At 51.0% G+C, this 22,070-nt stretch carries 22 protein-coding genes; 16 read left to right on the top strand and 6 right to left on the bottom strand.

Annotated elements, in window-relative coordinates:
- Window positions 1–60: 60 nt before the first annotated feature.
- The gene (gene hrpB, locus QUE34_RS00765) at window positions 61–2,469 is read right to left on the bottom strand and encodes an ATP-dependent helicase HrpB (RefSeq protein WP_286338907.1); all 2,409 of its coding nucleotides are present in this window, start codon (window positions 2,467–2,469) and stop codon (window positions 61–63) included.
- Between the two features lie 73 nt (window positions 2,470–2,542).
- Here hrpB and thpR point away from each other — a divergent pair, with 73 nt between their 5' ends.
- From thpR to panC, 15 genes are all read left to right on the top strand, one after another.
- Window positions 2,543–3,073, top strand: a complete 531-nt coding sequence (gene thpR / locus QUE34_RS00760; RefSeq protein ID WP_001294670.1) for an RNA 2',3'-cyclic phosphodiesterase — start codon at window positions 2,543–2,545, stop codon at window positions 3,071–3,073.
- Window positions 3,074–3,087: 14 nt separating this feature from the next.
- A complete protein-coding gene (gene sfsA / locus QUE34_RS00755; RefSeq protein ID WP_105268444.1) occupies window positions 3,088–3,792 on the top strand; it encodes a DNA/RNA nuclease SfsA in 705 nt (234 codons plus the stop codon).
- 177 nt (window positions 3,793–3,969) lie between these two features.
- The gene (gene dksA, locus QUE34_RS00750) at window positions 3,970–4,425 is read left to right on the top strand and encodes an RNA polymerase-binding protein DksA (protein ID WP_001155227.1); all 456 of its coding nucleotides are present in this window, start codon (window positions 3,970–3,972) and stop codon (window positions 4,423–4,425) included.
- 66 nt (window positions 4,426–4,491) lie between these two features.
- Window positions 4,492–5,388 (top strand): tRNA glutamyl-Q(34) synthetase GluQRS, encoded by an 897-nt coding sequence (gluQRS, locus tag QUE34_RS00745; RefSeq protein ID WP_032302439.1) that lies wholly within the window; start codon window positions 4,492–4,494, stop codon window positions 5,386–5,388.
- A 59-nt stretch (window positions 5,389–5,447) separates the two neighbouring features.
- On the top strand, window positions 5,448–6,845 hold the full coding sequence (gene pcnB / locus QUE34_RS00740) for a polynucleotide adenylyltransferase PcnB (RefSeq protein WP_203369798.1): 1,398 nt from the start codon (window positions 5,448–5,450) through the stop codon (window positions 6,843–6,845).
- A complete protein-coding gene (gene folK, locus QUE34_RS00735) occupies window positions 6,842–7,318 on the top strand; it encodes a 2-amino-4-hydroxy-6-hydroxymethyldihydropteridine diphosphokinase (protein WP_032302406.1) in 477 nt (158 codons plus the stop codon). Before pcnB ends, folK begins: the two co-directional genes overlap by 4 nt.
- Window positions 7,319–7,821: 503 nt before the next feature.
- Window positions 7,822–8,391, top strand: a complete 570-nt coding sequence (locus tag QUE34_RS00730) for a fimbrial protein (protein WP_032302405.1) — start codon at window positions 7,822–7,824, stop codon at window positions 8,389–8,391.
- A gap of 66 nt (window positions 8,392–8,457) precedes the next feature.
- Window positions 8,458–9,192: a fimbrial chaperone gene (locus tag QUE34_RS00725; protein ID WP_032302438.1), complete on the top strand. Its 735-nt coding sequence runs from the start codon at window positions 8,458–8,460 to the stop codon at window positions 9,190–9,192.
- Between the two features lie 32 nt (window positions 9,193–9,224).
- Window positions 9,225–11,831 carry an outer membrane usher protein gene (locus QUE34_RS00720; RefSeq protein ID WP_050486583.1) on the top strand — a complete coding sequence of 869 codons (2,607 nt, stop codon included), beginning with the start codon at window positions 9,225–9,227 and terminating at the stop codon, window positions 11,829–11,831.
- 16 nt (window positions 11,832–11,847) lie between these two features.
- Entirely contained in the window at window positions 11,848–12,417 is a 570-nt protein-coding gene (locus QUE34_RS00715) for a fimbrial protein (RefSeq protein ID WP_032302404.1), read from the top strand.
- Window positions 12,418–12,428: 11 nt separating this feature from the next.
- Window positions 12,429–13,025, top strand: a complete 597-nt coding sequence (locus QUE34_RS00710) for a fimbrial protein (protein ID WP_032302402.1) — start codon at window positions 12,429–12,431, stop codon at window positions 13,023–13,025.
- Complete coding sequence (locus QUE34_RS00705; protein WP_032302401.1) at window positions 13,026–13,598, top strand: fimbrial-like protein; 573 nt, start codon at window positions 13,026–13,028, stop codon at window positions 13,596–13,598.
- A gap of 26 nt (window positions 13,599–13,624) precedes the next feature.
- Window positions 13,625–14,857 carry a fimbrial protein gene (locus QUE34_RS00700; RefSeq protein ID WP_050486582.1) on the top strand — a complete coding sequence of 411 codons (1,233 nt, stop codon included), beginning with the start codon at window positions 13,625–13,627 and terminating at the stop codon, window positions 14,855–14,857.
- Between the two features lie 117 nt (window positions 14,858–14,974).
- On the top strand, window positions 14,975–15,769 hold the full coding sequence (gene panB / locus QUE34_RS00695) for a 3-methyl-2-oxobutanoate hydroxymethyltransferase (RefSeq protein ID WP_032302399.1): 795 nt from the start codon (window positions 14,975–14,977) through the stop codon (window positions 15,767–15,769).
- 11 nt (window positions 15,770–15,780) lie between these two features.
- A complete protein-coding gene (gene panC, locus QUE34_RS00690; protein ID WP_032302397.1) occupies window positions 15,781–16,632 on the top strand; it encodes a pantoate--beta-alanine ligase in 852 nt (283 codons plus the stop codon).
- Window positions 16,633–16,852: 220 nt separating this feature from the next.
- Here panC and rpnC read toward each other — a convergent pair whose 3' ends face one another.
- Complete coding sequence (rpnC, locus tag QUE34_RS00685; RefSeq protein WP_032302396.1) at window positions 16,853–17,773, bottom strand: recombination-promoting nuclease RpnC; 921 nt, start codon at window positions 17,771–17,773, stop codon at window positions 16,853–16,855.
- A 273-nt stretch (window positions 17,774–18,046) separates the two neighbouring features.
- Between rpnC and panD the strand changes: the two genes are divergently transcribed.
- Entirely contained in the window at window positions 18,047–18,427 is a 381-nt protein-coding gene (gene panD / locus QUE34_RS00680; RefSeq protein WP_000621515.1) for an aspartate 1-decarboxylase, read from the top strand.
- A gap of 3 nt (window positions 18,428–18,430) precedes the next feature.
- Here panD and QUE34_RS00675 read toward each other — a convergent pair whose 3' ends face one another.
- The 4 genes from QUE34_RS00675 to QUE34_RS00660 form a co-directional block, all read right to left on the bottom strand.
- Complete coding sequence (locus QUE34_RS00675; protein ID WP_032302436.1) at window positions 18,431–19,660, bottom strand: polysaccharide deacetylase family protein; 1,230 nt, start codon at window positions 19,658–19,660, stop codon at window positions 18,431–18,433.
- Between the two features lie 63 nt (window positions 19,661–19,723).
- Entirely contained in the window at window positions 19,724–20,164 is a 441-nt protein-coding gene (locus QUE34_RS00670) for a PTS sugar transporter subunit IIA (protein ID WP_000901977.1), read from the bottom strand.
- A 104-nt stretch (window positions 20,165–20,268) separates the two neighbouring features.
- Window positions 20,269–21,039 carry an ABC transporter permease gene (locus QUE34_RS00665; RefSeq protein WP_000972203.1) on the bottom strand — a complete coding sequence of 257 codons (771 nt, stop codon included), beginning with the start codon at window positions 21,037–21,039 and terminating at the stop codon, window positions 20,269–20,271.
- Complete coding sequence (locus QUE34_RS00660; protein ID WP_000150637.1) at window positions 21,036–21,962, bottom strand: ABC transporter ATP-binding protein; 927 nt, start codon at window positions 21,960–21,962, stop codon at window positions 21,036–21,038. Before QUE34_RS00660 ends, QUE34_RS00665 begins: the two co-directional genes overlap by 4 nt.
- Window positions 21,963–22,070: the final 108 nt, after the last annotated feature.

Genomic DNA, 22,070 nt, shown 5'->3' with positions numbered 1-22,070 from the left:
CAAGACAGAAGAAGATATCTCTCAAATTTACTTTGGTCTTCATGAATACTTTTTCGTCCGTCACGTCGGTGCGGTATTTGCCGGATCATCCGGCCAGACGTGTTTGGGATAACGCCCTTTCATCTCTTTTTGCACATCGCGATACGCTCCTTTCCAGAAGGCGCTCAAATCTCGTGTGATTTGCAGCGGCCTTTGGGCAGGAGAAAGCAACTCCAGCACCAGCGGCACACGCCCCTGGGCGATCGTCGGATTGGTGGCCTCGCCAAACATCTCCTGCATTCTCACCGCCAGCGCGGGCGGGTTATCTTCATGGTAACGAATGGCGATCCGGCTTCCCGTCGGCACAGTGTAATGCGCAGGCAATTCACTATCCAGACGTTGCTGCATTCCCCAATCAAGTAATCCGCGTAGCGCCTGAAAAATATCGAGTGATTTCAGGCCGCGTAGCGAATGTACCCCTGTCATATGCGGCAGCAGCCACGTTTCCAGCGTCGCCAACAAACTTTCATCATCAACCGCTGGCCAGTCATATTCCGGCAACCACTTTGCGGCGCATAACAAACGCAAGCGTAGCTGTTCCGCTTCCGCCGTCCAGTTAAGCACGCTTAAGCCTTTATCACGAACGCCGTTAAGCATCGCCTGATGCAGCTCGTCTTCTGAAGGCTTCGCCAGCGGCTGCACTTTTACCGTCAGTTGACCAATTTGCAACCGACGCCAGGCTTTCAGCGTACCTTGCGCATCATCCCACTCCACGGTGTCCGATTGCTGCACCAGCTGCGGACAGCGTTGCACTAATTCATCGATATCGACCGGTAGCGCCAGTAAAATCCGCGCATCCGGCGAGGCGCTACCCTGCAATAATAACGGTGCGATCAACCATTCGTGGCGGCTGAGCGCATCATCGGCATCGAGCATTGCCCCCATGCCGTTTGCCAGTTGATAGCGCCCCTCTTGCCCACGGCGGCGAGCGATGCGATCGGCAAACGCTCCGGCAAGTAACGGTGCGATAAGCGAACTGTCTGCCTCACCGCCGCGTACGTTTAAGCGCTTTAACAGTTGCTGGCTACGTTGCTGCCAGGCAGGTTGATTGCGCGAAAACGCCACGCCCAGATCGATATTGCCCATCCGTGGTGGCTCTTCGAGAATAGCGGCAATTTTTGCAGCGGTAGCAGCTTCGTCGTCGCTCTTTGCGCTCACCAGCATTGCCGCTAAACGCGGATCGTTACCCAGCGTCGCCATTTTCTGCCCTTTCGTGCTTAGCCGTTCACCGTCCATCGCCCCCAGCATCCGCAACAGGCGTTTCGCGGCCTGTAAATTCACGGCTGGCGGTTGATCCAGCCAGCTCATCTGCGTCGGATCGCTGCATCCCCATTGCAGTAATTCCATCAGCAAACCGGAGAGATCGCTTTGTAATATTTCTGGTTCACTTTGCGCGGAGGCGCGTTCTGCTTGTTCTTTGGCGATTAAATGTAAACAGATCCCCGGCTCCAGACGTCCGGCACGCCCGGCGCGTTGCGTCATTGATGCCTGGCTAATGCGTTGGGTAATCAGCCGCGTTAGCCCCGTGCGCGGATCAAAGCGCGCCACACGTTCCTGAGCACAATCCACCACCAGACGAATACCTTCGATGGTTAAACTGGTTTCAGCAATATTGGTCGCCAGCACCACTTTGCGCATCCCTTGTGGTGCCGGAAGGATCGCTTTTCGCTGATCGTTCAGCGACAACGCGCCATACAGCGGGCAGAGCAACACATCACTACCGATGCGCGAAGCCAGTTGTTCCTGCACACGCTGAATTTCTCCGACACCCGGTAAAAATAACAGTAATGAGCCGCTTTCCTGATGCAGCAATTCGGCGGTGGCAACCGCCACGGCTTCATCAAAACGCTGATGAGCGGGCAGCGGTAAATATCGGCGTTCAACCGGAAACGAGCGCCCTTCTGAGATGACGACGGGCGCTTCTGGCAGCATCTGCTGCAAGCGGTCATTGTCCAGCGTAGCCGACATAATCAGTAGTTTAAGGTCATCACGCAGCCCCTGTTGCACATCGAGTAACAGCGCCAACGCCAGATCCGCCTGCAAGCTGCGCTCATGAAACTCATCGAGGATCACCAATCCAACGCCGCTCAGTTCAGGGTCACGCTGGATCATGCGCGTCAACACGCCTTCGGTAACTACTTCCAGGCGAGTATTTGGCCCGACACAGTTTTGCGCGCGCATCCGGTAGCCTACCGTATCACCTGTTTTTTCGTTAAGCAGTTCCGCCAGTCGTTGCGCAACGTTACGCGCCGCCAGACGACGCGGCTCCAGCAGGATAATTTTTCCGTTAATGCCGGGATGCGCCAGCAGTTGCAGCGGCAGCCAGGTTGATTTCCCGGCCCCGGTCGGCGCACTTAATAACACCTGCGGTGCACCATCGAGGGCAGCAAGTAACTCAGGTAAGACGGCAGCAACGGGCAACGACGACACAAAACGCTCCAGAGGGTTAACATTCTTCGCGCCACATTGTAGCATCGCGGTAATGCATAACCGAGTACCTCACATGTCTGAACCGCAACGGCTGTTCTTTGCTATCGACTTACCTGCAGAAATCCGCGAACAGATTATCCACTGGCGCGCCGCACAGTTCCCACCAGACGCGGGACGTCCGGTCGCCGCCGATAATTTACATCTGACACTGGCATTTTTAGGCGAAGTCAGCGCAGAGAAAGAGAAGGCGCTTTCTCTTTTAGCCGGACGGATTCGTCAGCCCGGTTTCACACTCACGCTTGATGACGCCGGTCAGTGGCTGCGTTCGCGTGTGGTATGGTTAGGGATGCGTCAGCCGCCACGCGGCTTAATCCAGTTGGCGAATATGCTTCGTTCACAAGCTGCACGCAGCGGTTGTTTTCAAAGCAATCGACCGTTTCATCCACATATCACCTTATTGCGCGACGCCAGCGAGGCGGTGACAATCCCGCCGCCAGGCTTTAACTGGTCGTATACGGTGACGGAGTTCACCCTTTACGCCTCCTCGTTTGCCCGTGGGCGCACACGCTACACGCCGCTAAAACGCTGGGCGCTAACGCAATAACAAGGATTGTCGCAATGGAATTTTCTCCCCCTCTACAGCGCGCGACGCTAATTCAACGTTACAAACGCTTTTTAGCCGATGTGATCACACCCGATGGTTGCGAATTAACGCTACACTGCCCGAATACGGGTGCGATGACCGGATGTGCAACGCCTGGCGATACCGTCTGGTATTCAACTTCAGACAACACAAAACGGAAATACCCACACACCTGGGAGTTAACCCAAAGCCAAAGCGGCGCATTTATTTGCGTCAATACACTTTGGGCTAACAGGTTGACGAAAGAGGCTATCCTTAATGAATCCATTTCAGAACTGTCAGGATATAGCTCTCTGAAAAGCGAAGTAAAATACGGCGCCGAACGCAGCCGTATTGACTTCATGTTGCAGGCGGATTCGCATCCAGACTGCTATATTGAAGTGAAATCGGTTACGTTAGCGGAGAACGAACAGGGATATTTTCCCGATGCGGTCACTGAACGAGGTCAGAAACACCTTCGGGAGTTGATGAGCGTAGCGGCTGAAGGCCAGCGTGCGGTTATCTTTTTCGCCGTGCTGCATTCAGCCATTACACGGTTTTCACCCGCGCGCCACATCGATGAGAAATACGCGCAACTATTGTCAGAAGCTCAACAGAGGGGGGTAGAAATTCTGGCTTACAAAGCAGAACTTTCTGCTGAAGGCATGGCTCTTAAAAAATCACTGCCGGTTACATTGTAGTAGAGTAAGTAACTGGTTAATTTACATTCTGGTCGCGTGCGCAAATACGCTTTTCCTCACACAGTTGTCAAGTGTTACGTTTAGATAATTGCTATCCGGAAAAGCTTCTGCTATTTATAGCGGCCTCATTTTTCCCCCGAACATGGGGATCGATAGTGCGTGTTAAGGAGAAGCAACATGCAAGAAGGGCAAAACCGTAAAACATCGTCCCTGAGTATTCTCGCCATCGCTGGGGTGGAGCCATATCAGGAGAAGCCGGGCGAAGAGTATATGAACGAAGCCCAGCTGGCGCACTTCCGTCGTATTCTGGAAGCATGGCGTAATCAACTCAGGGATGAAGTCGATCGCACCGTTACACATATGCAGGATGAAGCAGCCAACTTCCCGGACCCGGTAGACCGTGCAGCCCAGGAAGAAGAGTTCAGCCTCGAACTGCGTAACCGCGATCGCGAGCGTAAGCTGATCAAAAAGATCGAGAAAACGCTGAAAAAAGTGGAAGACGAAGATTTCGGCTACTGCGAATCTTGCGGTGTTGAAATTGGTATTCGTCGTCTGGAAGCGCGCCCGACAGCCGATCTGTGCATCGACTGCAAAACGCTGGCTGAAATTCGCGAAAAACAGATGGCTGGCTAATTACAGCCGTTCCATCACGTTTACCACAGGCGGGAAATGCTCCCGCCTTATTTTTTGTTCAACGAGATGACAGACACACACTATATTGGTCGCTTCGCCCCCTCTCCTTCTGGCGAGCTTCATTTTGGCTCTCTGATTGCCGCGCTTGGAAGCTTTCTACAGGCTCGCGCCCGGCAAGGTCGCTGGCTTGTTCGCATTGAAGATATCGATCCGCCTCGTGAAGTTCCCGGTGCCGCAGAGACCATCCTGCGCCAGCTGGAACATTACGGTCTACACTGGGACGGCGATGTTCTCTGGCAATCGCAACGTCACGACGCCTATCGCGAAGCACTCGCATGGTTACATGAGCAAGGGTTAAGTTATTACTGCACCTGCACGCGCGCACGTATTCAAAGCATTGGCGGTATTTACGACGGTCATTGCCGGGAGTTGCATCATGGGCCAGAAAACGCTGCTGTACGTATTCGCCAGCAGCATCCGGTCACCCAGTTTACTGACCAGCTGCGCGGCATTATTCATGCCGACCAAAAACTGGCGCGGGAAGATTTTATTATTCATCGTCGTGATGGTTTATTTGCCTATAACCTGGCGGTGGTGGTGGATGATCACTTCCAGGGCGTGAGCGAAATTGTCCGCGGGGCAGATTTGATCGAACCGACAGTGCGGCAAATCTCGCTGTACCAGCTTTTTGGCTGGCAGGTGCCAGATTACATTCATTTGCCACTGGCACTTAATCCACAAGGCGCTAAACTTTCCAAGCAGAATCATGCGCCTGCGTTGCCAAAAGGCGATCCTCGGCCGGTGTTAATCGCGGCACTTCAATTTCTGGGCCAGCAGGCAGAAACACACTGGCAGGATTTCAGCGTTGAGCAAATTCTCCAGTCAGCCGTCACAAACTGGACGCTGACTACCATTCCTGAGTCGGCAATTGTAAATTCAACATTCTCAAATGCGTCATGCTGAGCTATGATTAGCCGCTATTTTTTTGTCCTGAATGATGTTTGACACTACCGAGGTGTACTATTTTTACCCGAGTCGCTAATTTTTGCCGCAAGGTGCTAAGCCGCGAGGAAAGCGAGGCTGAACAGGCAGTCGCCCGTCCACAGGTGACGGTGATCCCGCGTGAGCAGCATGCTATTTCCCGCAAAGATATCAGTGAAAATGCCCTGAAGGTAATGTACAGGCTCAATAAAGCGGGATACGAAGCCTGGTTGGTTGGCGGCGGCGTGCGCGACCTGTTACTTGGCAAAAAGCCGAAAGATTTTGACGTAACCACTAACGCCACGCCTGAGCAGGTGCGCAAACTGTTCCGTAACTGCCGCCTGGTGGGTCGCCGTTTCCGTCTGGCTCATGTGATGTTTGGCCCGGAGATTATCGAAGTTGCGACCTTCCGGGGACATCACGAAGGTAACGTCAGCGACCGCACGACCTCCCAACGCGGGCAAAACGGCATGTTGCTGCGCGACAACATTTTCGGTTCCATCGAAGAAGACGCCCAGCGCCGCGATTTCACCATCAATAGCCTGTATTACAGCGTGGCGGATTTTACGGTCCGCGATTACGTTGGTGGCATGAAGGATCTGAAAGACGGCGTTATCCGTCTGATTGGTAACCCGGAAACGCGCTACCGTGAAGATCCGGTACGTATGCTGCGCGCGGTTCGTTTTGCCGCCAAATTGGGCATGCGCATCAGCCCGGAAACCGCAGAACCGATCCCACGCCTGGCAACCCTGCTAAACGATATTCCTCCGGCACGCCTGTTTGAAGAATCGCTTAAACTGCTACAAGCGGGCTACGGTTACGAAACCTATAAACTGTTGTGTGAATACCATCTGTTCCAGCCGCTGTTCCCGACCATTACCCGCTACTTTACGGAAAATGGTGACAGTCCAATGGAGCGGATCATTGAGCAGGTGCTGAAGAATACTGACACGCGTATTCATAACGATATGCGCGTCAACCCGGCGTTCCTGTTTGCCGCCATGTTCTGGTATCCCCTGCTGGAAACAGCACAGAAAATCGCGCAAGAGAGCGGCCTGACTTATCACGACGCTTTCGCGCTGGCAATGAACGATGTGTTAGACGAAGCCTGCCGTTCACTGGCGATCCCGAAACGGCTAACCACTTTAACGCGTGATATCTGGCAGTTACAGTTGCGCATGTCCCGCCGTCAGGGTAAACGCGCATGGAAATTACTCGAACATCCGAAGTTCCGTGCCGCTTATGACCTGCTGGCACTGCGTGCTGAAGTAGAACGCAACGCCGAGCTACAACGTCTGGCGAAATGGTGGGGTGAGTTCCAGGTTTCCGCGCCGCCGGACCAAAAAGGGATGCTTAACGAACTGGATGAAGAACCGTCACCGCGTCGTCGTACTCGTCGCCCGCGCAGACGTGCGCCGCGCCGTGAGGGCACCGCATGACAGTGGCGTATATTGCTATCGGCAGCAATCTGGCCTCTCCGCTGGAGCAGGTCAATGCTGCCCTGAAGGCAATAGATGACATTCCTGAAAGCCGCATTCTTGCCGTTTCTTCGTTTTACCGCACCCCACCACTGGGGCCGCAAGATCAACCCGATTACTTAAACGCAGCCGTGGCGCTGGAAACCTCTCTTACAGCTGAAGAACTCCTCAACCACACACAGCGTATTGAGTTGCAGCAAGGTCGCGTCCGCAAAGCTGAACGCTGGGGACCGCGCACGCTCGATCTTGATATCATGTTGTTTGGTAATCAGGTCATAAACACTGAGCGCCTGACCGTTCCGCACTATGATATGAAGAATCGTGGATTTATGTTGTGGCCGCTGTTTGAGATCGCGCCGGAACTGGTGTTTCCTGATGGTGAAACGCTGCAAGCAAGACTCACTACTTTCCCTCCCTGCCCACAGCACTGGTAAACCACATTTCTGGAAAAGCGTATTGGGTAATGCAATGTTGTATAATATTATTTTATAGTTTCAATGAATTAATTCTCTCTCCCCCATCATAAAAATCACAAAAAAACAGCATTAAACATATAATTACGGCAAATATATTTTCATTACCTATATTAACTTTTCTCTTTATAAGAGGTTTTTAATGATAATGAACCAGTTTATTCTGGGTACTATGCCTCACTCCCGGTATTAGCACTGGATAGCGCTTAACTGGATTCTGTCAGGCTGGGACGGGGCAACAAGAGCATACAACGACCAGTCCTTAACGCGTGATTATTAATTTCTACAGCGTATCATCATATTATTTAAATCTGCCCAACCTCACCAAATACATTCATAAAATGCATAATGATAATAAATCATAAAATACATTCACCGAAGATATTTCTCTTTAAAGAGCGTGACATTTATAATAAGTATTGGTGAGAAAAATCACCCCCATTAATTTTTATAAGGATATTCCCATGTTAAAAAAAAGTGCTATTGCTGCGGCATTAGTGATGTTCACCACTTCTGCTTTCGCGCTGGATGGCGGTCAATTAGATTTCGCGGGTTTGGTGAGTGACAACACTTGCGTCTTGCACGTCAACGGTGGCGCCCAGGACGGTCAGATTACCCTGCAAACCGCCACAACCACTGAAGTTAATCAGGCCGGTGTTGTCCAACTTGCCAGCCCTGGCGCAAAACCGGAAGCCTTCTCTATTACGATCGATTGCTCGGACGATCCACAGGGCGCCTCTGCCAATCTGAGCATGGGTTCCGTGTTCTTCAGCAACAGTCAGGGCACTCTGAACAACGATCTCTCCATTAGCCAGGCGGCTACCGGGGTCGCGATTGCCATTCACTACCTTACCGATGCCACTACCTACGAACAGATGAGAGTGAACGACAGCACTGATGTTAAAAACCTGCTGTTTACCAACGGCAAAGCGGTTTACAACTTTAAAGCGTCATATGTAAAACAGGCAGCAACAGTTAACGCAACGGCAGGTTATGTCAAAACCAACGCCGCTTATACAGTGACTTACCAGTAAATATCTGCATCACCCGACAGCCCACGGGCTGTTGGGTCACTCAATAAGGATAGTGTTATGACCAGGATGTGTCAGTTTGTTGTTTCCACTGTTTTCGTCGCATCGACAGCCGTTTTCAGCCTCACCGCGCAAGCAGATATTGTGCTTTCCGGTACGCGCATTATTTACAATGCCGACCAGAAAGACGTCACATTGCGCATGGAAAACAAAGGTGCCCGTCCACTATTAGTTCAGACCTGGATTGATACCGGCAGCGAAAATGCCGACCCCAGCACACTGAAAGTGCCTTTTACCGTGACGCCGCCGGTTTCCCGCGTTGATGGTAAAAAAGGCCAAACGGTAAAAATTGCATGGAACGCCAGCCAGACCCTTCCAGCCGATCGCGAAAGCGTTTATTGGTTCAATGCGCTGGAAGTCCCCCCCAAGATGAGCGATGCCGATGCCAAAGGAAAAAACATTCTGCAACTGGCTTTCCGTACCCGTATCAAGCTGTTCTATCGCCCAACCGGTCTGGCGGGTAACCCGGCTGATGCACCAAAACAGTTAACCTGGCGTCTTCAGACTTCAGCCGGAAAAGTGGTGCTGCAGGCGACAAACCCAACGCCTTATCACGTCTCATTCAGCAGTATTACCCTTGCCTCAGGCGGTAACAACTATACCGTGGAAACCAGTATGGTCGAGCCAAAAAGCAGTGCGGAAATGGTGGTAAAAGGCGCTCCCCATTCTGTGTCTGGCGCAACGGTTGATTACTCAGCCATAAATGATTTTGGCGGTGGAATTGACGGCAAAGTCAAACTTTGATGCCCACAGACCATATCGGCTGAGATCGTACAATGAAAATCCCCGACGATGGCAAAAGAATTCAACGCTCGCCACTCGCTTGCCTGATTGCGTGTAGCCTGCTGCCCTGCACACAAAATGTGTGGGGGGCAAACGAGACCGTTGAGTTTGATAACACGTTCCTGATGGGTGCAGGCGCCAGGGATATTGATGTCAATCGTTATAGCAAAGGTAACGCAACATTACCGGGGCGCTATGACGTCAGCGTGTTTATTAATAACCAGGCCAGCGCCAATCTGAAAATCGAATTTATTGAATTAGACCCTGAACACGCTGCTCAGCCCTGTATCTCCACCAACACATTATTACAACTGCATATTCGCCAGCCAGAAAAGTTAGCGGATAACGCAATTTTGCAAAAACGCGAAAACGCTGCGCAGGATTGCCTGAACGTAGAGGTTGCTATTCCGCAATCGAGCGTCGCTTACAATAGCAACGATCAGCGGCTTGATATCAGCATGCCGCAAATCTGGCTGCAGAGAACCTATGCCAACTATGTCGATCCGTCGCTGTGGGATGAAGGCATCAATGCCGCAATGCTCTCTTACACCCTTAACGGCTGGCGCAGTGAATCCCCCAATCAAACCACAGAAACCAGCTACGCCGGACTGATGGGCGGTATCAATTTATGGGGATGGCATTTTCGCTCACATGGTAACTATTCGTGGGACAAAGAAGACGGCGGCAGTTTTGAATTCCAGGACAAATACCTGCAACGCGATATCGCCGCGCTCCGCTCTCAGCTGGTAATGGGTGAAACCAATACCACAGGAGAAACCTTCGATTCTGTGCCTGTTCGTGGGCTGCGACTCTATAGCGAAAGCCGCATGTTGCCCCCAACGCTGGCATCATATGCGCCCGTTATCCGTGGCGTGGCAAACTCTAACGCGAAAGTCACGATCACCCAAAACGGCTATAAAATTTATGAAACGACCGTGCCGCCTGGTCCATTCGCGATTGACGATCTCACGCCGGCAGGGTTCGGCGCCGATCTCGAGGTGACCATCACCGAATCGGACGGTTCAAAGCGTACGTTTAGTCAGGCTTATTCATCGGTGATCCAGATGATGCGTCCCGGCGTGGGCAAATGGGATATCAGCGCCGGTGAGGTCAATAAAGAGGAACTCCAGGATAAACCGAACCTGCTGCAAGGTACCTACTATTACGGGTTGAGTAACACCTTCACCGGCTACACCGGCCTGCAAATGACCGATAACGGCTACTGGGCCGGTTTATTAGGGTTGGGGGTGAATACATCGCTGGGCGCTTTCTCATTCGATGTTACTCAGTCGCATGCCGAAATTCCTGACGATAAAACCTATAGTGGACAGAGTTACCGTGTTTCATGGAACAAATATTTCGCCCCGACCGAAACCTCACTCAACATTGCCGCCTATCGCTACTCCACTGAAAACTATCTGGGGTTGAACGACGCGTTAACGCTGATTAATTCTGCCAACCATCCTGATGAAGAAGGCTATTCGGGGATTGTCAGTTATGCACGCATGAAAAATCAGTTCAGCGTTAGCATTAATCAAACGTTAAAAAGTGATGAACGTGACTATGGCTCTTTCTATGTGAATGGCACATGGACAGATTACTGGGTAACCAACGAATCACAGAGCAGTTTTGCCTTTGGCTACAGCAATGCCTTTAACTGGGCGAGCTACAGCGTCAGCCTGCAACGCACATACGACGAAGACAATAAGAAGGATGACTCGGTTTATCTGAGCGTGACCATTCCGCTTGATAAACTGCTTGGCCGCGATAGCCATCAGGGCGGATTCAAAACCCTGAATACCAGCGTTAACAGCGACATGAAAGGTAGCTCGCAATATAACGCCAATGCCTCGGGCTACAGCCAGGATAATCGCTGGAGTTACAGCGTGAATACTGCCTATAACGTGCAGAAAAACAGCGACAGCCTGAAAAGTATCAGCGGTTTTACCAGCTACGAGTCGCCGTGGGGAACATTTTCAGGCTCAGCCTCCACCAGCAGCGATCGCTCACGTCAGTATGGGCTCAGCACCGATGGCGGTTTTGTACTCCACCGCCACGGTCTGACCTTCAGTAACGACAGTTTTACCGACTCTGACACGTTGGCGCTGATCAACGCCCCGGGTGCAAAAGGCGCGCGCATTAACTTTGGTAACAGCACCATCGACCGTTTTGGCTACGGCGTGACCAGTTCACTGTCACCGTACCGGGAAAATACCGTCGCGCTCGATGTTAACGATCTGGATAACGACGTGGAACTCAAAAACACCAGTAGCGTCGCCATTCCGCGCCAGGGTTCCGTCATTTTCAGCCACTTTGACACCGACACCGGGCGTTCTGCCATTCTCAATCTACTGCGCAGCAACAATCAGCCCGTGCCGTTTGCTTCCGATATTACCGACGATAAAGGGACCTCTATCGGGACTGTCGGCCAGGGCAGTCAGGCATTTGTACGCGGTATCGCCGACAGCGGAGAACTGACGGTCACCTGGTATGAGAAAAATAGCCGCCAGCAGTGCCGTATTCATTATCAGATACCGTCATCACCCACCATGACCGGTAAAACCATCGTACTCAACGCCGTGCCATGCACCCAGCAATAATGTTCCAGGAGAGGAAATGAGAGCTTTTTTACTACCGCCCCTGCTGCTGACGTCGCTTTGTCTGCGCCCTGCACTGGCAACCGATCTTTCGGTGAACTTTACCGCGACCATCAAAGAGACGACCTGTGCCATGACGCTCAACGCATTGAATGGGGCCAATATCAGCGGTGATACTGCAACGAATAACTATTATCTGGATCTGCCTGATATGGGTGTTTCAGACATTGTGAATAAATCGTCACTGTCGGAGGCTAATTTTAAAATCCTTGCCAGTAATTGTAATAACTATATTTCCAGCCTGTCGATGACCCTCAATGGTGCAGTCAGCAGCTATACAGATTCGTTAATCGGTAATGACCAGACAGTTTCCGGACATACCAACTATGTTGGTCTTGGTATTAAACGTATGAACGCTGATGAAAATCTCCGCTTTAAACTCAACGGTAGCCAGCGAGTCACCTGGACGAATGATGAAATAAGTAATGGATTAGATCTCACAGCCATGCTTCGTCAGACCACCACCGGGAATACGATCACCACAGGCCAATTCCAGGCCAAAGTGACTTTTGTCTTTACCTACCAATAGCAGGTTTGTTTATGAACTATCACAATATAACCTTTGTCTTGCTGCTGTGCTTTGGATATATCGCCATCGGCCACGCCGCCAGTAGCTCTATGGACGTTACGGTACGCGCTAAGGTTACTGCCAGTACCTGCACGGCTGAATTACGCAATGCGCAGGATCAGCAAGCCACCACCATCGCAATTGGCGATGTCTATCTCAACGAGCTTTCCGCTAAATCGAAATACCAGAACTTCAGCCTGGTGTTTTCAAACTGCGAAGGGTTAGCAAAGGATCAGGCAAAAGTTGTGCTTTCTGCACAGACGGGCTGCGATGGTGCTTCCAGTACCGGTGGCGGATACCGTAATGCACTGACGACGGCGGACGATGATGCGGCAACCGGTGTTGCGGTTGAAGTGTGGACGACCAACCAGCCAGAAGGTCAGGGCAGCATTCAGCTTAATTGTAAAACCAAACCGACCAGTATTGTCGATTTAGCCACGGCAACAGGATCGAATATTGTCCACTGGCCGCTCAGTGCCCGAATTGTTGTCGCATCGGATAATACCATCGCGGATGTCCGTGCAGGTCAATTCTCCACCAATGCTATCTTTTCTGTAACCTATGAGTAGATGATGATGAAAACATTTATCTACATGTTTGCACTGTGGTTTTCATACAACGCCATTGCAGCCAGCACCAATATTAATATGACTGCCAATATCATCAGCACCAGTTGCCGGGTCACGCTCGACAATAACGGCAATATCGATTTAGGCACAGTGGATTATAGCTATCTGAATAATAATACCTCTGTCGATCGCGTCTATTCTGGCGGGCACCCCTTTTATATTACCGTCAGCGACTGCGCGCAGGTAGCGGGTAAAAATCCGGCCCACCTGACCGTCAGCTTTACGCCTCTGGCAGGTACTCTTGCGGCAACCAACCTCCAGGTATTCGCCAACCAGCAGGTCAACGGTGCAAAAAATGTCGGCGTGGTTATTTTATCGACCGAGGACGCTCAGCATATTTTCAATGTGCTCGACACGCGTGGTCAACCGCAAAGTATCTACCCCGTGACGCCCGAAACGATCGCTAACGCGACATACCACTTTTACGCTCGGATGCAAAAAATTGACCCTACACAAGCGGTAACCAGCGGCGTGGTAAAAGCGAGCGTATTTGTTGGGGTCTATTATGAATAATCTACATCACTCTCAAGGATGAAGAGATGAACACGCAACTTTTTTCCCGGTTTAAGCGGTGGTGTCTAACACTGCTGGTTCTGTTGCCCTTCTATTCAGGCTGCCTGCACTCTGCCGACACAATAATCGTCGGCGACAAAAGCTATTCAGGCTCGACGAATAACAATGCCGGGCCACAGGGGGATGGCAACGCAACGGCAACGTTCAGCACAGGGGCGAATCAGATAGTGATCCCAACCTCAGCGGGGCTACAAAGTAGCAACCTCAGGCTCCAGTTGGGTTCGATGGATTCAGCCTCATCTGGAAATGGCCTGATTTACTGTGGAGCTGGCGGAATGGGAACACCATTAACCCTGGAGAGCCATTTCGTGGATGCCCAGGTGAGTGCTGATGGTCACAAGCTCTTTAAAACCAATGTGCAGGGTCTCTACTTCAGGATGCACATGTACCGTGTGAGCTCATTCAAAACAACCTCCAGCAGCGATATCTATATCGGTGATACCCCCCAACAAACACTGACCTTAATTCCCGATAGTTCCGTATGCGTCGCCAATCAGGGAAAATACACAGCAATAGGCGGGCTGGTCAGTAAAATTGATATTGAGTTTTATAACGATGGAACCTTCAATCCCAATACGACAGGTAGCATCGCTTTACTGAGCAACAAGGGATATCACTATTCAGTGACAAATGCAGCGCCTGGTGGTGCATTGACCTCGCACTCTATTTATCAGACGTTCAACATGGGGAACGTGACGCTCAGCTCGCCAACCTGTACCTCAGCGGTCGTTTCGGGGAATACAGTTCAGGGAGATACCGTCAGCCTCGGTGAATATAACCCCAAAGACATCATTGATGGCGTTGACGGCATCCCTTTTGGTATAGCACTAAAGAACTGTTACCGGGTCACCAATATCGAGGTCAAAATGACTACCGGCGCCCCTGCAATGTCGGCTGCTTTATTGGGTAACTCGTTAACCGCCGAAGCCAATGCCGCCAACGGTGTAGGCGTCGAGATTAAAGGAAAATCGAACTCGCATTATGCCGAGGTTGTTCTTCACCCTAATGATACCCATTCTGTTTATAAAGCCTATGTCGATACAGCTGACACGTCGAATGGCATTATTGGTTCAGGCACATCGGGAACCGCAGCAAATCAAACGCTAAATTTTGTCGCCACTCTCAAACAAGACAACAATCAACAAATCAGAGGCGGTGATTTCAAAGCGACCGCCGTTTTCTCTATCACTTACCCCTGAGCCCCGCGCCGGCAGGTTCCCCTGCCGGTTTTAACCACAAAGGGCTAACACTCATCACTGACATCCCCTACAATGCGCCAATCCTATAGATAACACTTATGACTAACAGGGGTTATGATGAAACCGACCACCATCTCCTTGCTGAACAAATACAAACAAGAAAAAAAACGCTTCGCCACTATTACCGCTTACGACTACAGCTTCGCCAAATTGTTTGCTGAAGAAGGACTTAACGTGATGTTGGTTGGCGATTCGCTGGGCATGACTGTTCAGGGGCACGACTCCACACTCCCGGTAACCGTTCAAGATATCGCCTACCACACTGCTGCCGTACGTCGTGGCGCACCGAATTGCCTGCTGCTGGCTGACCTGCCGTTTATGGCGTATTCCACCCCGGAACAGGCCTTTGAAAATGCCGCCACAGTAATGCGTGCCGGAGCCAATATGGTCAAAATTGAAGGCGGCGCATGGTTGGTTGAGACGGTACGAATGCTGACTGAACGTGCAGTTCCGGTGTGTGGTCATTTAGGTTTAACCCCACAGTCAGTGAATATTTTTGGCGGCTACAAAGTACAAGGGCGTGGCGATGAAGCGGGCGATCAACTGCTCAGCGATGCGTTAGCCTTAGAAGCCGCTGGTGCACAGTTGCTGGTGCTGGAATGCGTGCCGGTTGAACTGGCGAAACGCATTACCGAAGCGCTGGCGATTCCGGTAATCGGTATTGGCGCGGGCAACGTCACCGACGGGCAAATCCTCGTGATGCACGACGCGTTCGGTATTACCGGCGGCCATATCCCTAAATTTGCAAAAAATTTCCTTGCCGAAACTGGCGACATCCGCGCAGCAGTGCGTCAGTATATAGCTGAAGTGGAGTCCGGTGTTTATCCGGGCGAAGAACACAGTTTCCATTAAGGAGTCACGTTGTGTTAATTATCGAAACCCTGCCGTTGCTGCGTCAGCAAATTCGCCGCCTGCGAATGGAAGGCAAACGCGTGGCGCTGGTGCCTACTATGGGTAACCTGCACGATGGTCATATGAAGCTGGTCGACGAAGCCAAAGCCCGCGCCGATGTGGTCGTCGTCAGTATTTTCGTTAACCCGATGCAGTTTGACCGCCCGGAAGATCTGGCTCGCTACCCACGCACCTTGCAGGAAGACTGCGAGAAGCTAAACAAACGTAAAGTGGATCTGGTTTTCGCTCCCTCGGTAAAAGAGATCTATCCGAACGGTACAGAAACCCACACCTATGTCGATGTTCCAGGCCTTTCCACCATGCTGGAAGGTGCCAGCCGTCCAGGACATTTTCGCGGCGTATCGACCATCGTCAGCAAACTGTTCAACCTGGTCCAGCCGGACATCGCCTGCTTCGGTGAAAAGGATTTTCAGCAACTGGCGCTGATCCGCAAAATGGTTGCCGACATGGGCTTTGATATTGAGATTGTCGGAGTGCCGATTATGCGCGCTAAAGACGGTCTGGCGCTCAGTTCCCGTAACGGCTATCTGACGGCGGAACAACGTAAAATTGCGCCGGGTCTGTACAAGGTCTTAAGTTCAATTGCCGACAAATTGCAGGCTGGCGAACGGGATCTCGATGAAATTATTGCTATTGCCGGGCAAGAACTGAATGAAAAAGGTTTCCGTTCCGATGATATTCAGATTCGCGATGCCGACACCTTGCTGGAAATCGCTGAAAACAGCAAACGAGCTGTGATTCTGGTAGCCGCCTGGCTTGGCGATGCTCGCCTGATCGACAACAAAATGGTCGAACTGGCGTAATACTTATACTCTAAATAATTCAAGTTGCAGGAAGGCGGCAAGCGAGTGAATCCCCAGGAGCTTACATAAGTAAGTGACTGGGGTGAGCGAACGCAGACGCAGCACATGCAACTTGAAGTATGACGAGTATAACTGGCGCTACGGCTGATGGCGCCAATTATTAATTTGCCCCACATCATGGCGATGACGTCTGTAAGCAATTATTCATACCGCAGACAACTTAGTTAATTAGCTTATCAAGCTCAGCAAGAGGTAAATTTGCCATCTCTGCAACGTCTTCTCGAGACATCCCTTTACTCAAAAGACGCTGGGCGAATTCCTGCCTTTCCTCTTGTCTTGCCTCCTGTCTTCCCAGCTGAATCCCCTTCTCAATCCCTTTTTCAATTCCCTTCTCTTCAAACCACTGCGCCAACGTCATCATAGACTCCCCTCCCGTTTCCCTGTCTCTCAGCACACCATAAAACAAATCCGCTTGTTCAGTATGACCGCGTTGCAGCATATAGTTTTGCATGGCAACTAACTGACTTCCGCTAGTGTACCCTTCGTCAATCAGCGTGACCAGTTGCTCCAGCAATAACATTAAGTCGCGCTGGCGAATATGTTTTTGCAGCAGTTCGAGAATCGCAATCCGCCGATGTTGCATGATTTCGTCATCCGGTGTGATAGTGATATCCACCAGCGGGAAAGGACTGTTATAGACGCGTCGCGCCAGCTCCGGCGAGTAAAACATATCAAACCAGCACATTGAGAGCGGATAAGGTGTGGCCTCGCCCTGATAAAACAGAATCGGCACCACCAGCGGCAGCTTATCGTGATCTGCCTCCAGATGCCGGTGCATGGCAGCAATAGAATAACGCATCATGCGAAACGCCATTTTTTTATCCGGCTTGCTTTGGTGTTCAATCACAACATGTAGATAGCCCGTATTACCCTGCATTTGCACGGAATAGAGCACGTCAGTGCTGTGCCCTTTCAGGCTTTCTTCAATAAAACTCCCCGACTCAAGATGCAGCGTGTCGAGATCACACAGTTCGCGTAGCTCCGCTGGCAAATGGATATCCAGAAAGTCGCGAGCCGTTTCCGCGTGCATTAAAAATTGTTTAAACACCGCATCATGCGGTGTGGTACTCGGTGCATCCATCTTCCCTGCCTTCCGTGTTGTCTTGCGTGAAGGCAGTATCCAGTCAAGGCGCGCCGTCGTCAGCCGCCTCTTTAGTGTTTACCGAGCAGCGTTCAGAGAAATTTCAATTGGTTACAGGTGTTACATGGCTCGCTTCGGCATGGTACGCAAACTGCTGATGCAAATGCCGTCAGATGAGTAGACACTAAACAAAAATCGGGCAATACTGCGTGAGAATTTCCTCAAAGCAGGCACCGCCTGCTTCGTTAACGACAGGGTAGAAAGGTAGAAGTTATGATTCGCACGATGCTGCAGGGCAAACTCCACCGCGTGAAAGTGACTCATGCGGACCTGCACTATGAAGGTTCTTGCGCCATTGACCAGGATTTTCTTGACGCAGCCGGTATTCTCGAAAACGAAGCCATTGATATCTGGAATGTCACCAACGGCAAGCGTTTCTCCACCTATGCCATCGCAGCAGAACGCGGTTCGAGAATTATTTCTGTTAACGGTGCGGCAGCCCACTGCGCCAGCGTCGGCGATATTGTCATCATCGCCAGCTTCGTCACCATGCCGGATGAAGAAGCTCGCACCTGGCGGCCCAACGTTGCCTACTTTGAAGGCGACAACGAAATGAAACGTACCGCGAAAGCGATTCCAGTTCAGGTGGCCTGATAATCACCCCTGCGGCTGGTTACTCACCAGCCGCGACATCGTCTCCAGCGAATCCGTTCTCAAGATATAAAGTCGTTTTAACAATAACGGATTATCCCCAGGTTTAACTTTGCCTTTCATGGTGGTCACTGCCAGATGAAATCCGGCTTCACGTGCCGCCTTCACCGCTTTGTCATTAAAACCGCCAAACGGATAAGAAAGATACAAGACATGTGGATTAAACTGCGCCAGCGCCCGACGCGATCGCGCAAAATCAAACAGAATATTGTGCTCACTACGGCTCAGTAATATGGGGCGGCGATAGCCATCTACCCGATGCAAAAAATGAGTATGTGACTGGAAATCAAATACATCACGAATTTCGTTAAGCTCAGAAATGCTCATAAATTGCAGCGATTTTGGATCCCATTTCTGCGGGTGACGTTTGATGCGCGAGGTAACAATAAATGCCGTCGCCTTCATACCATAGTGTTTCAACACAGGATACGCATAGCGGCTAACCGACTTGAGACCATCATCAAAGGTAATCACCACGGCACGTGCCGGGAGATTAATTTTATTCTGCACGTAACCTTCCAACTGTGTCATGCTCAGTGTCGCGTACCCCCTGTCGCGCAGCCAGGCCATCTGGTTATTGAAGGCACGTACCGAGGTGGTCGTCGAAGTATGGCGAAAACGGGTGTTTTCTTCGTCGCGCAGAATATGATGATAGGTTAGCACCGGCAGGCCATTGTCGGGTTGGGCATCCAGCGCGCTGATATAGGCCAGTCGATCGCCAATACGGACCTGATACCAGGTTTGGTTTAACCTGTCTTTCAGTTTATGCAAAATCGGATAACGCAAATTGTCCGCCAGTACCCCAAATGGCGCACTGCCCACACTCGGCGCGTTATAAACCGGCGTATCTTTCCAGGTAATTAAGTTCTGATTACTCAGCGGCTTGTTGAGGTCACCCAAACCGTCTTCAACTTTTTGTCGCCCCTGAACCGGCTCGAGATGACCTTTATCGATAAACCCTTTGCCAAAGCCAAAATTAAATGCGTAATAACTTGCGGCAGTGGGCTCCACGGCAATGATTTGTCCGGCCCGAATATTCCCCACCGTCACCATTTTGTCGCCAATTTGCGCCCAGACCGCAGCATTTTCGATGGTTTGCATATAACGGGCAGGTAATGCGGCACTGACGCTTGTGGTAAACAGCATCAGCAGGAGAATAACAGCTTGTTTATACATGAAAAAATAACCAGGGATGAAACAACGCTTTTATTGTAGCAAAAGCGTCATCAGGATCGCGGGTTAATACTCATACAAATTATGTTTGAGGACGAAAGGCGGATTTTTTTGTTGTTGGTGCCAAAGACTACTGACCTCCGGCGCACCCAGTTCGACAATTCGCTCGCGAAACTCAGCGCTGGATAATGTTTCACGGTAGGCCAGCATCTGTTCAACTAACGGTAACGTTACCCCAGAAATCACTTCACAGCGGGAGTGTTTGTGGCTTAATAGCGAAGCCACGCGGTACGGCGGCGCTCCGGCAATATCAGTTAAAAAGATCACCCCATCGCCAGAGTCTGCTTCATGCAGAGCATCGCACATCATACGGCTGAGCATATTAGAACTTAATCCGCGCCAGAAATTCACGGCCCGGCACTGAAGAAGCGCCCCGTGTTTTTTCTCCAGCGCATCCAGTATCTCTTGCGCCCGATCATCGTGACAGGTAATAACCCAACCTAGCATCGCCTTCCTCCTTAGCCGAAAATCAGTCTACCCTGACCATGGTTGATAAAGGGTGATAGTCGTCAAAACTCCTCTCCCCCGAATCCAGAGGAGAGGAAATAGCCTTAGCTACGCAGACCACGCCCACGTTGGATCAGCGACCAGCAAATCAAATAAAACGCCACAATAAAGACCACCAGTACGCCAAAGGTAGTGACCAGCGGCACATCATTGATTCCGAGGAAGCCGTAGCGGAAACCACTGATCATATAAACGATCGGGTTCAGGTGCGACAGTCCCTGCCAGAACGGCGGCAGCAAAGTCAGGGAGTAAAAGACCCCGCCCAAATACGTGAGTGGCGTTAACACAAAGGTTGGCACCAGGCTGATGTCATCGAACGTTTTGGCAAACACGCCGTTCAGCAATCCAGCAAGGGAGAATAACACCGCCGTGAGCACCAGCGTTAAAGCGACAAATACCCACGAATGTACCTGAAAAGGCACAAAAAACAGTGAAATTGCCGTCACCAGAATGCCAACAAACAGTCCGCGCGCCACGCCACCGCCAACATATCCGGCAATAATCACGTGAGTCGGTACTGGTGCAACCAGCAGCTCTTCAATATTACGCTGGAACTTGGCACCAAAAAATGATGAAGCGACGTTGGCGTAGGCATTGGTGATTACCGACATCATGATCAGCCCCGGCACGATGAACTGCATATAGCTGAAGCCATGCATATCGCCGATGCGCGAACCAATCAGGTTACCGAAGATAATAAAATAAAGGGTCATGGTGATGACCGGTGGCACCAGCGTCTGCACCCAGATACGCATAAAGCGATGGATCTCTTTCGCCCAGATGCTTTTTAGTGCCACCCAGTAAAGATGCATCATGCGCGATCTCCTTGTTTTTCATTAACCAGTGAAACAAACAGCTCTTCCAGACGGTTAGCTTTGTTACGCATACTTAATACCTGAATACCCTGCTCACTTAACTGCGTGAACACGCTGTTAATCCCCTGCTCACGCAGCACTTCAACTTCCAGCGTAGCGGTATCGACCAGTCGATACTGATAGCCATCGAGCTTCGGTAATGGGCTTTTCGGCGCGAGATCGAGAATAAAAGTTTCCGATTTCAGCTTCGCCAGCAGCGCCTTCATCGAGGTATTTTCCACCAGCTCACCGTGTTGAATAATGCCGATATTGCGGCACAGCATTTCTGCTTCTTCCAGGTAGTGCGTGGTAAGAATGATGGTGGTGCCTTTGTCGTTTAAATCCTTCAAAAATCCCCACATTGAGCGGCGAAGTTCGATATCCACGCCTGCGGTCGGTTCGTCAAGAATCAGCAGTTTAGGTTCATGCATTAACGCACGAGCAATCATTAAACGGCGCTTCATCCCGCCCGATAACATACGCGCACGTTCGTTACGCTTTCCCCATAAATCGAGCTGTTTAAGATACTTTTCGCTGCGGATGTACGCTTCTTTGCGCTCTACACCGTAGTACCCCGCCTGGTTCACCACAATTTGTTGCACGGTTTCAAACGGGTTGAAGTTAAATTCCTGCGGCACCAGTCCCAACTGACGTTTAGCGTTCACGACATCTTTCTCGAGATCGTAACCAAATACGCTGACCCGCCCGGAGGTTTTATTTACCAGAGAGCTGATAATACCGATAGTGGTTGATTTCCCGGCCCCGTTCGGCCCGAGAAGCGCATAAAAATCACCCGCTTCGACCTGCAAATCGATTCCACGAAGCGCCTGAACGCCGCCTGGATAGGTTTTTTTAAGCTGTTGAAGTTCCAGTGCAATGGTCATAAATTTTTACTTACCTTACGTTCTTACACTTTATCTGTGGTTTAAATCGTCCCGGAGTTGCCCTATATTAGCCAAACGTAATTATTTGGTTACAGGTCGTTAACCTCC

This window comes from Escherichia sp. KS167_9B (assembly GCF_030295215.1).
Classification (GTDB): domain Bacteria; phylum Pseudomonadota; class Gammaproteobacteria; order Enterobacterales; family Enterobacteriaceae; genus Escherichia; species Escherichia coli_F.
Note: the sequence above shows the minus strand (reverse complement) of the source record. Positions and strands in the feature narration are given on the sequence as shown.

Excerpts from the sequence above, each read along its gene's own strand:
- thpR (WP_001294670.1), top strand. The coding sequence starts at position 2,543 with ATGTCTGAACCGCAACGGCTGTTCTTTGCTATCGACTTACCTGCAGAA.
- sfsA (WP_105268444.1), top strand. The coding sequence starts at position 3,088 with ATGGAATTTTCTCCCCCTCTACAGCGCGCGACGCTAATTCAACGTTAC.
- dksA (WP_001155227.1), top strand. The coding sequence starts at position 3,970 with ATGCAAGAAGGGCAAAACCGTAAAACATCGTCCCTGAGTATTCTCGCC.
- gluQRS (WP_032302439.1), top strand. The coding sequence starts at position 4,492 with ATGACAGACACACACTATATTGGTCGCTTCGCCCCCTCTCCTTCTGGC.
- folK (WP_032302406.1), top strand. The coding sequence starts at position 6,842 with ATGACAGTGGCGTATATTGCTATCGGCAGCAATCTGGCCTCTCCGCTG.
- QUE34_RS00730 (WP_032302405.1), top strand. The coding sequence starts at position 7,822 with ATGTTAAAAAAAAGTGCTATTGCTGCGGCATTAGTGATGTTCACCACT.
- QUE34_RS00725 (WP_032302438.1), top strand. The coding sequence starts at position 8,458 with ATGTGTCAGTTTGTTGTTTCCACTGTTTTCGTCGCATCGACAGCCGTT.
- QUE34_RS00720 (WP_050486583.1), top strand. The coding sequence starts at position 9,225 with ATGAAAATCCCCGACGATGGCAAAAGAATTCAACGCTCGCCACTCGCT.
- QUE34_RS00715 (WP_032302404.1), top strand. The coding sequence starts at position 11,848 with ATGAGAGCTTTTTTACTACCGCCCCTGCTGCTGACGTCGCTTTGTCTG.
- QUE34_RS00710 (WP_032302402.1), top strand. The coding sequence starts at position 12,429 with ATGAACTATCACAATATAACCTTTGTCTTGCTGCTGTGCTTTGGATAT.
- QUE34_RS00705 (WP_032302401.1), top strand. The coding sequence starts at position 13,026 with ATGATGATGAAAACATTTATCTACATGTTTGCACTGTGGTTTTCATAC.
- QUE34_RS00700 (WP_050486582.1), top strand. The coding sequence starts at position 13,625 with ATGAACACGCAACTTTTTTCCCGGTTTAAGCGGTGGTGTCTAACACTG.
- panB (WP_032302399.1), top strand. The coding sequence starts at position 14,975 with ATGAAACCGACCACCATCTCCTTGCTGAACAAATACAAACAAGAAAAA.
- rpnC (WP_032302396.1), bottom strand. The coding sequence starts at position 17,773 with ATGGATGCACCGAGTACCACACCGCATGATGCGGTGTTTAAACAATTT.
- panD (WP_000621515.1), top strand. The coding sequence starts at position 18,047 with ATGATTCGCACGATGCTGCAGGGCAAACTCCACCGCGTGAAAGTGACT.
- QUE34_RS00675 (WP_032302436.1), bottom strand. The coding sequence starts at position 19,660 with ATGTATAAACAAGCTGTTATTCTCCTGCTGATGCTGTTTACCACAAGC.
- QUE34_RS00670 (WP_000901977.1), bottom strand. The coding sequence starts at position 20,164 with ATGCTAGGTTGGGTTATTACCTGTCACGATGATCGGGCGCAAGAGATA.
- QUE34_RS00665 (WP_000972203.1), bottom strand. The coding sequence starts at position 21,039 with ATGATGCATCTTTACTGGGTGGCACTAAAAAGCATCTGGGCGAAAGAG.
- QUE34_RS00660 (WP_000150637.1), bottom strand. The coding sequence starts at position 21,962 with ATGACCATTGCACTGGAACTTCAACAGCTTAAAAAAACCTATCCAGGC.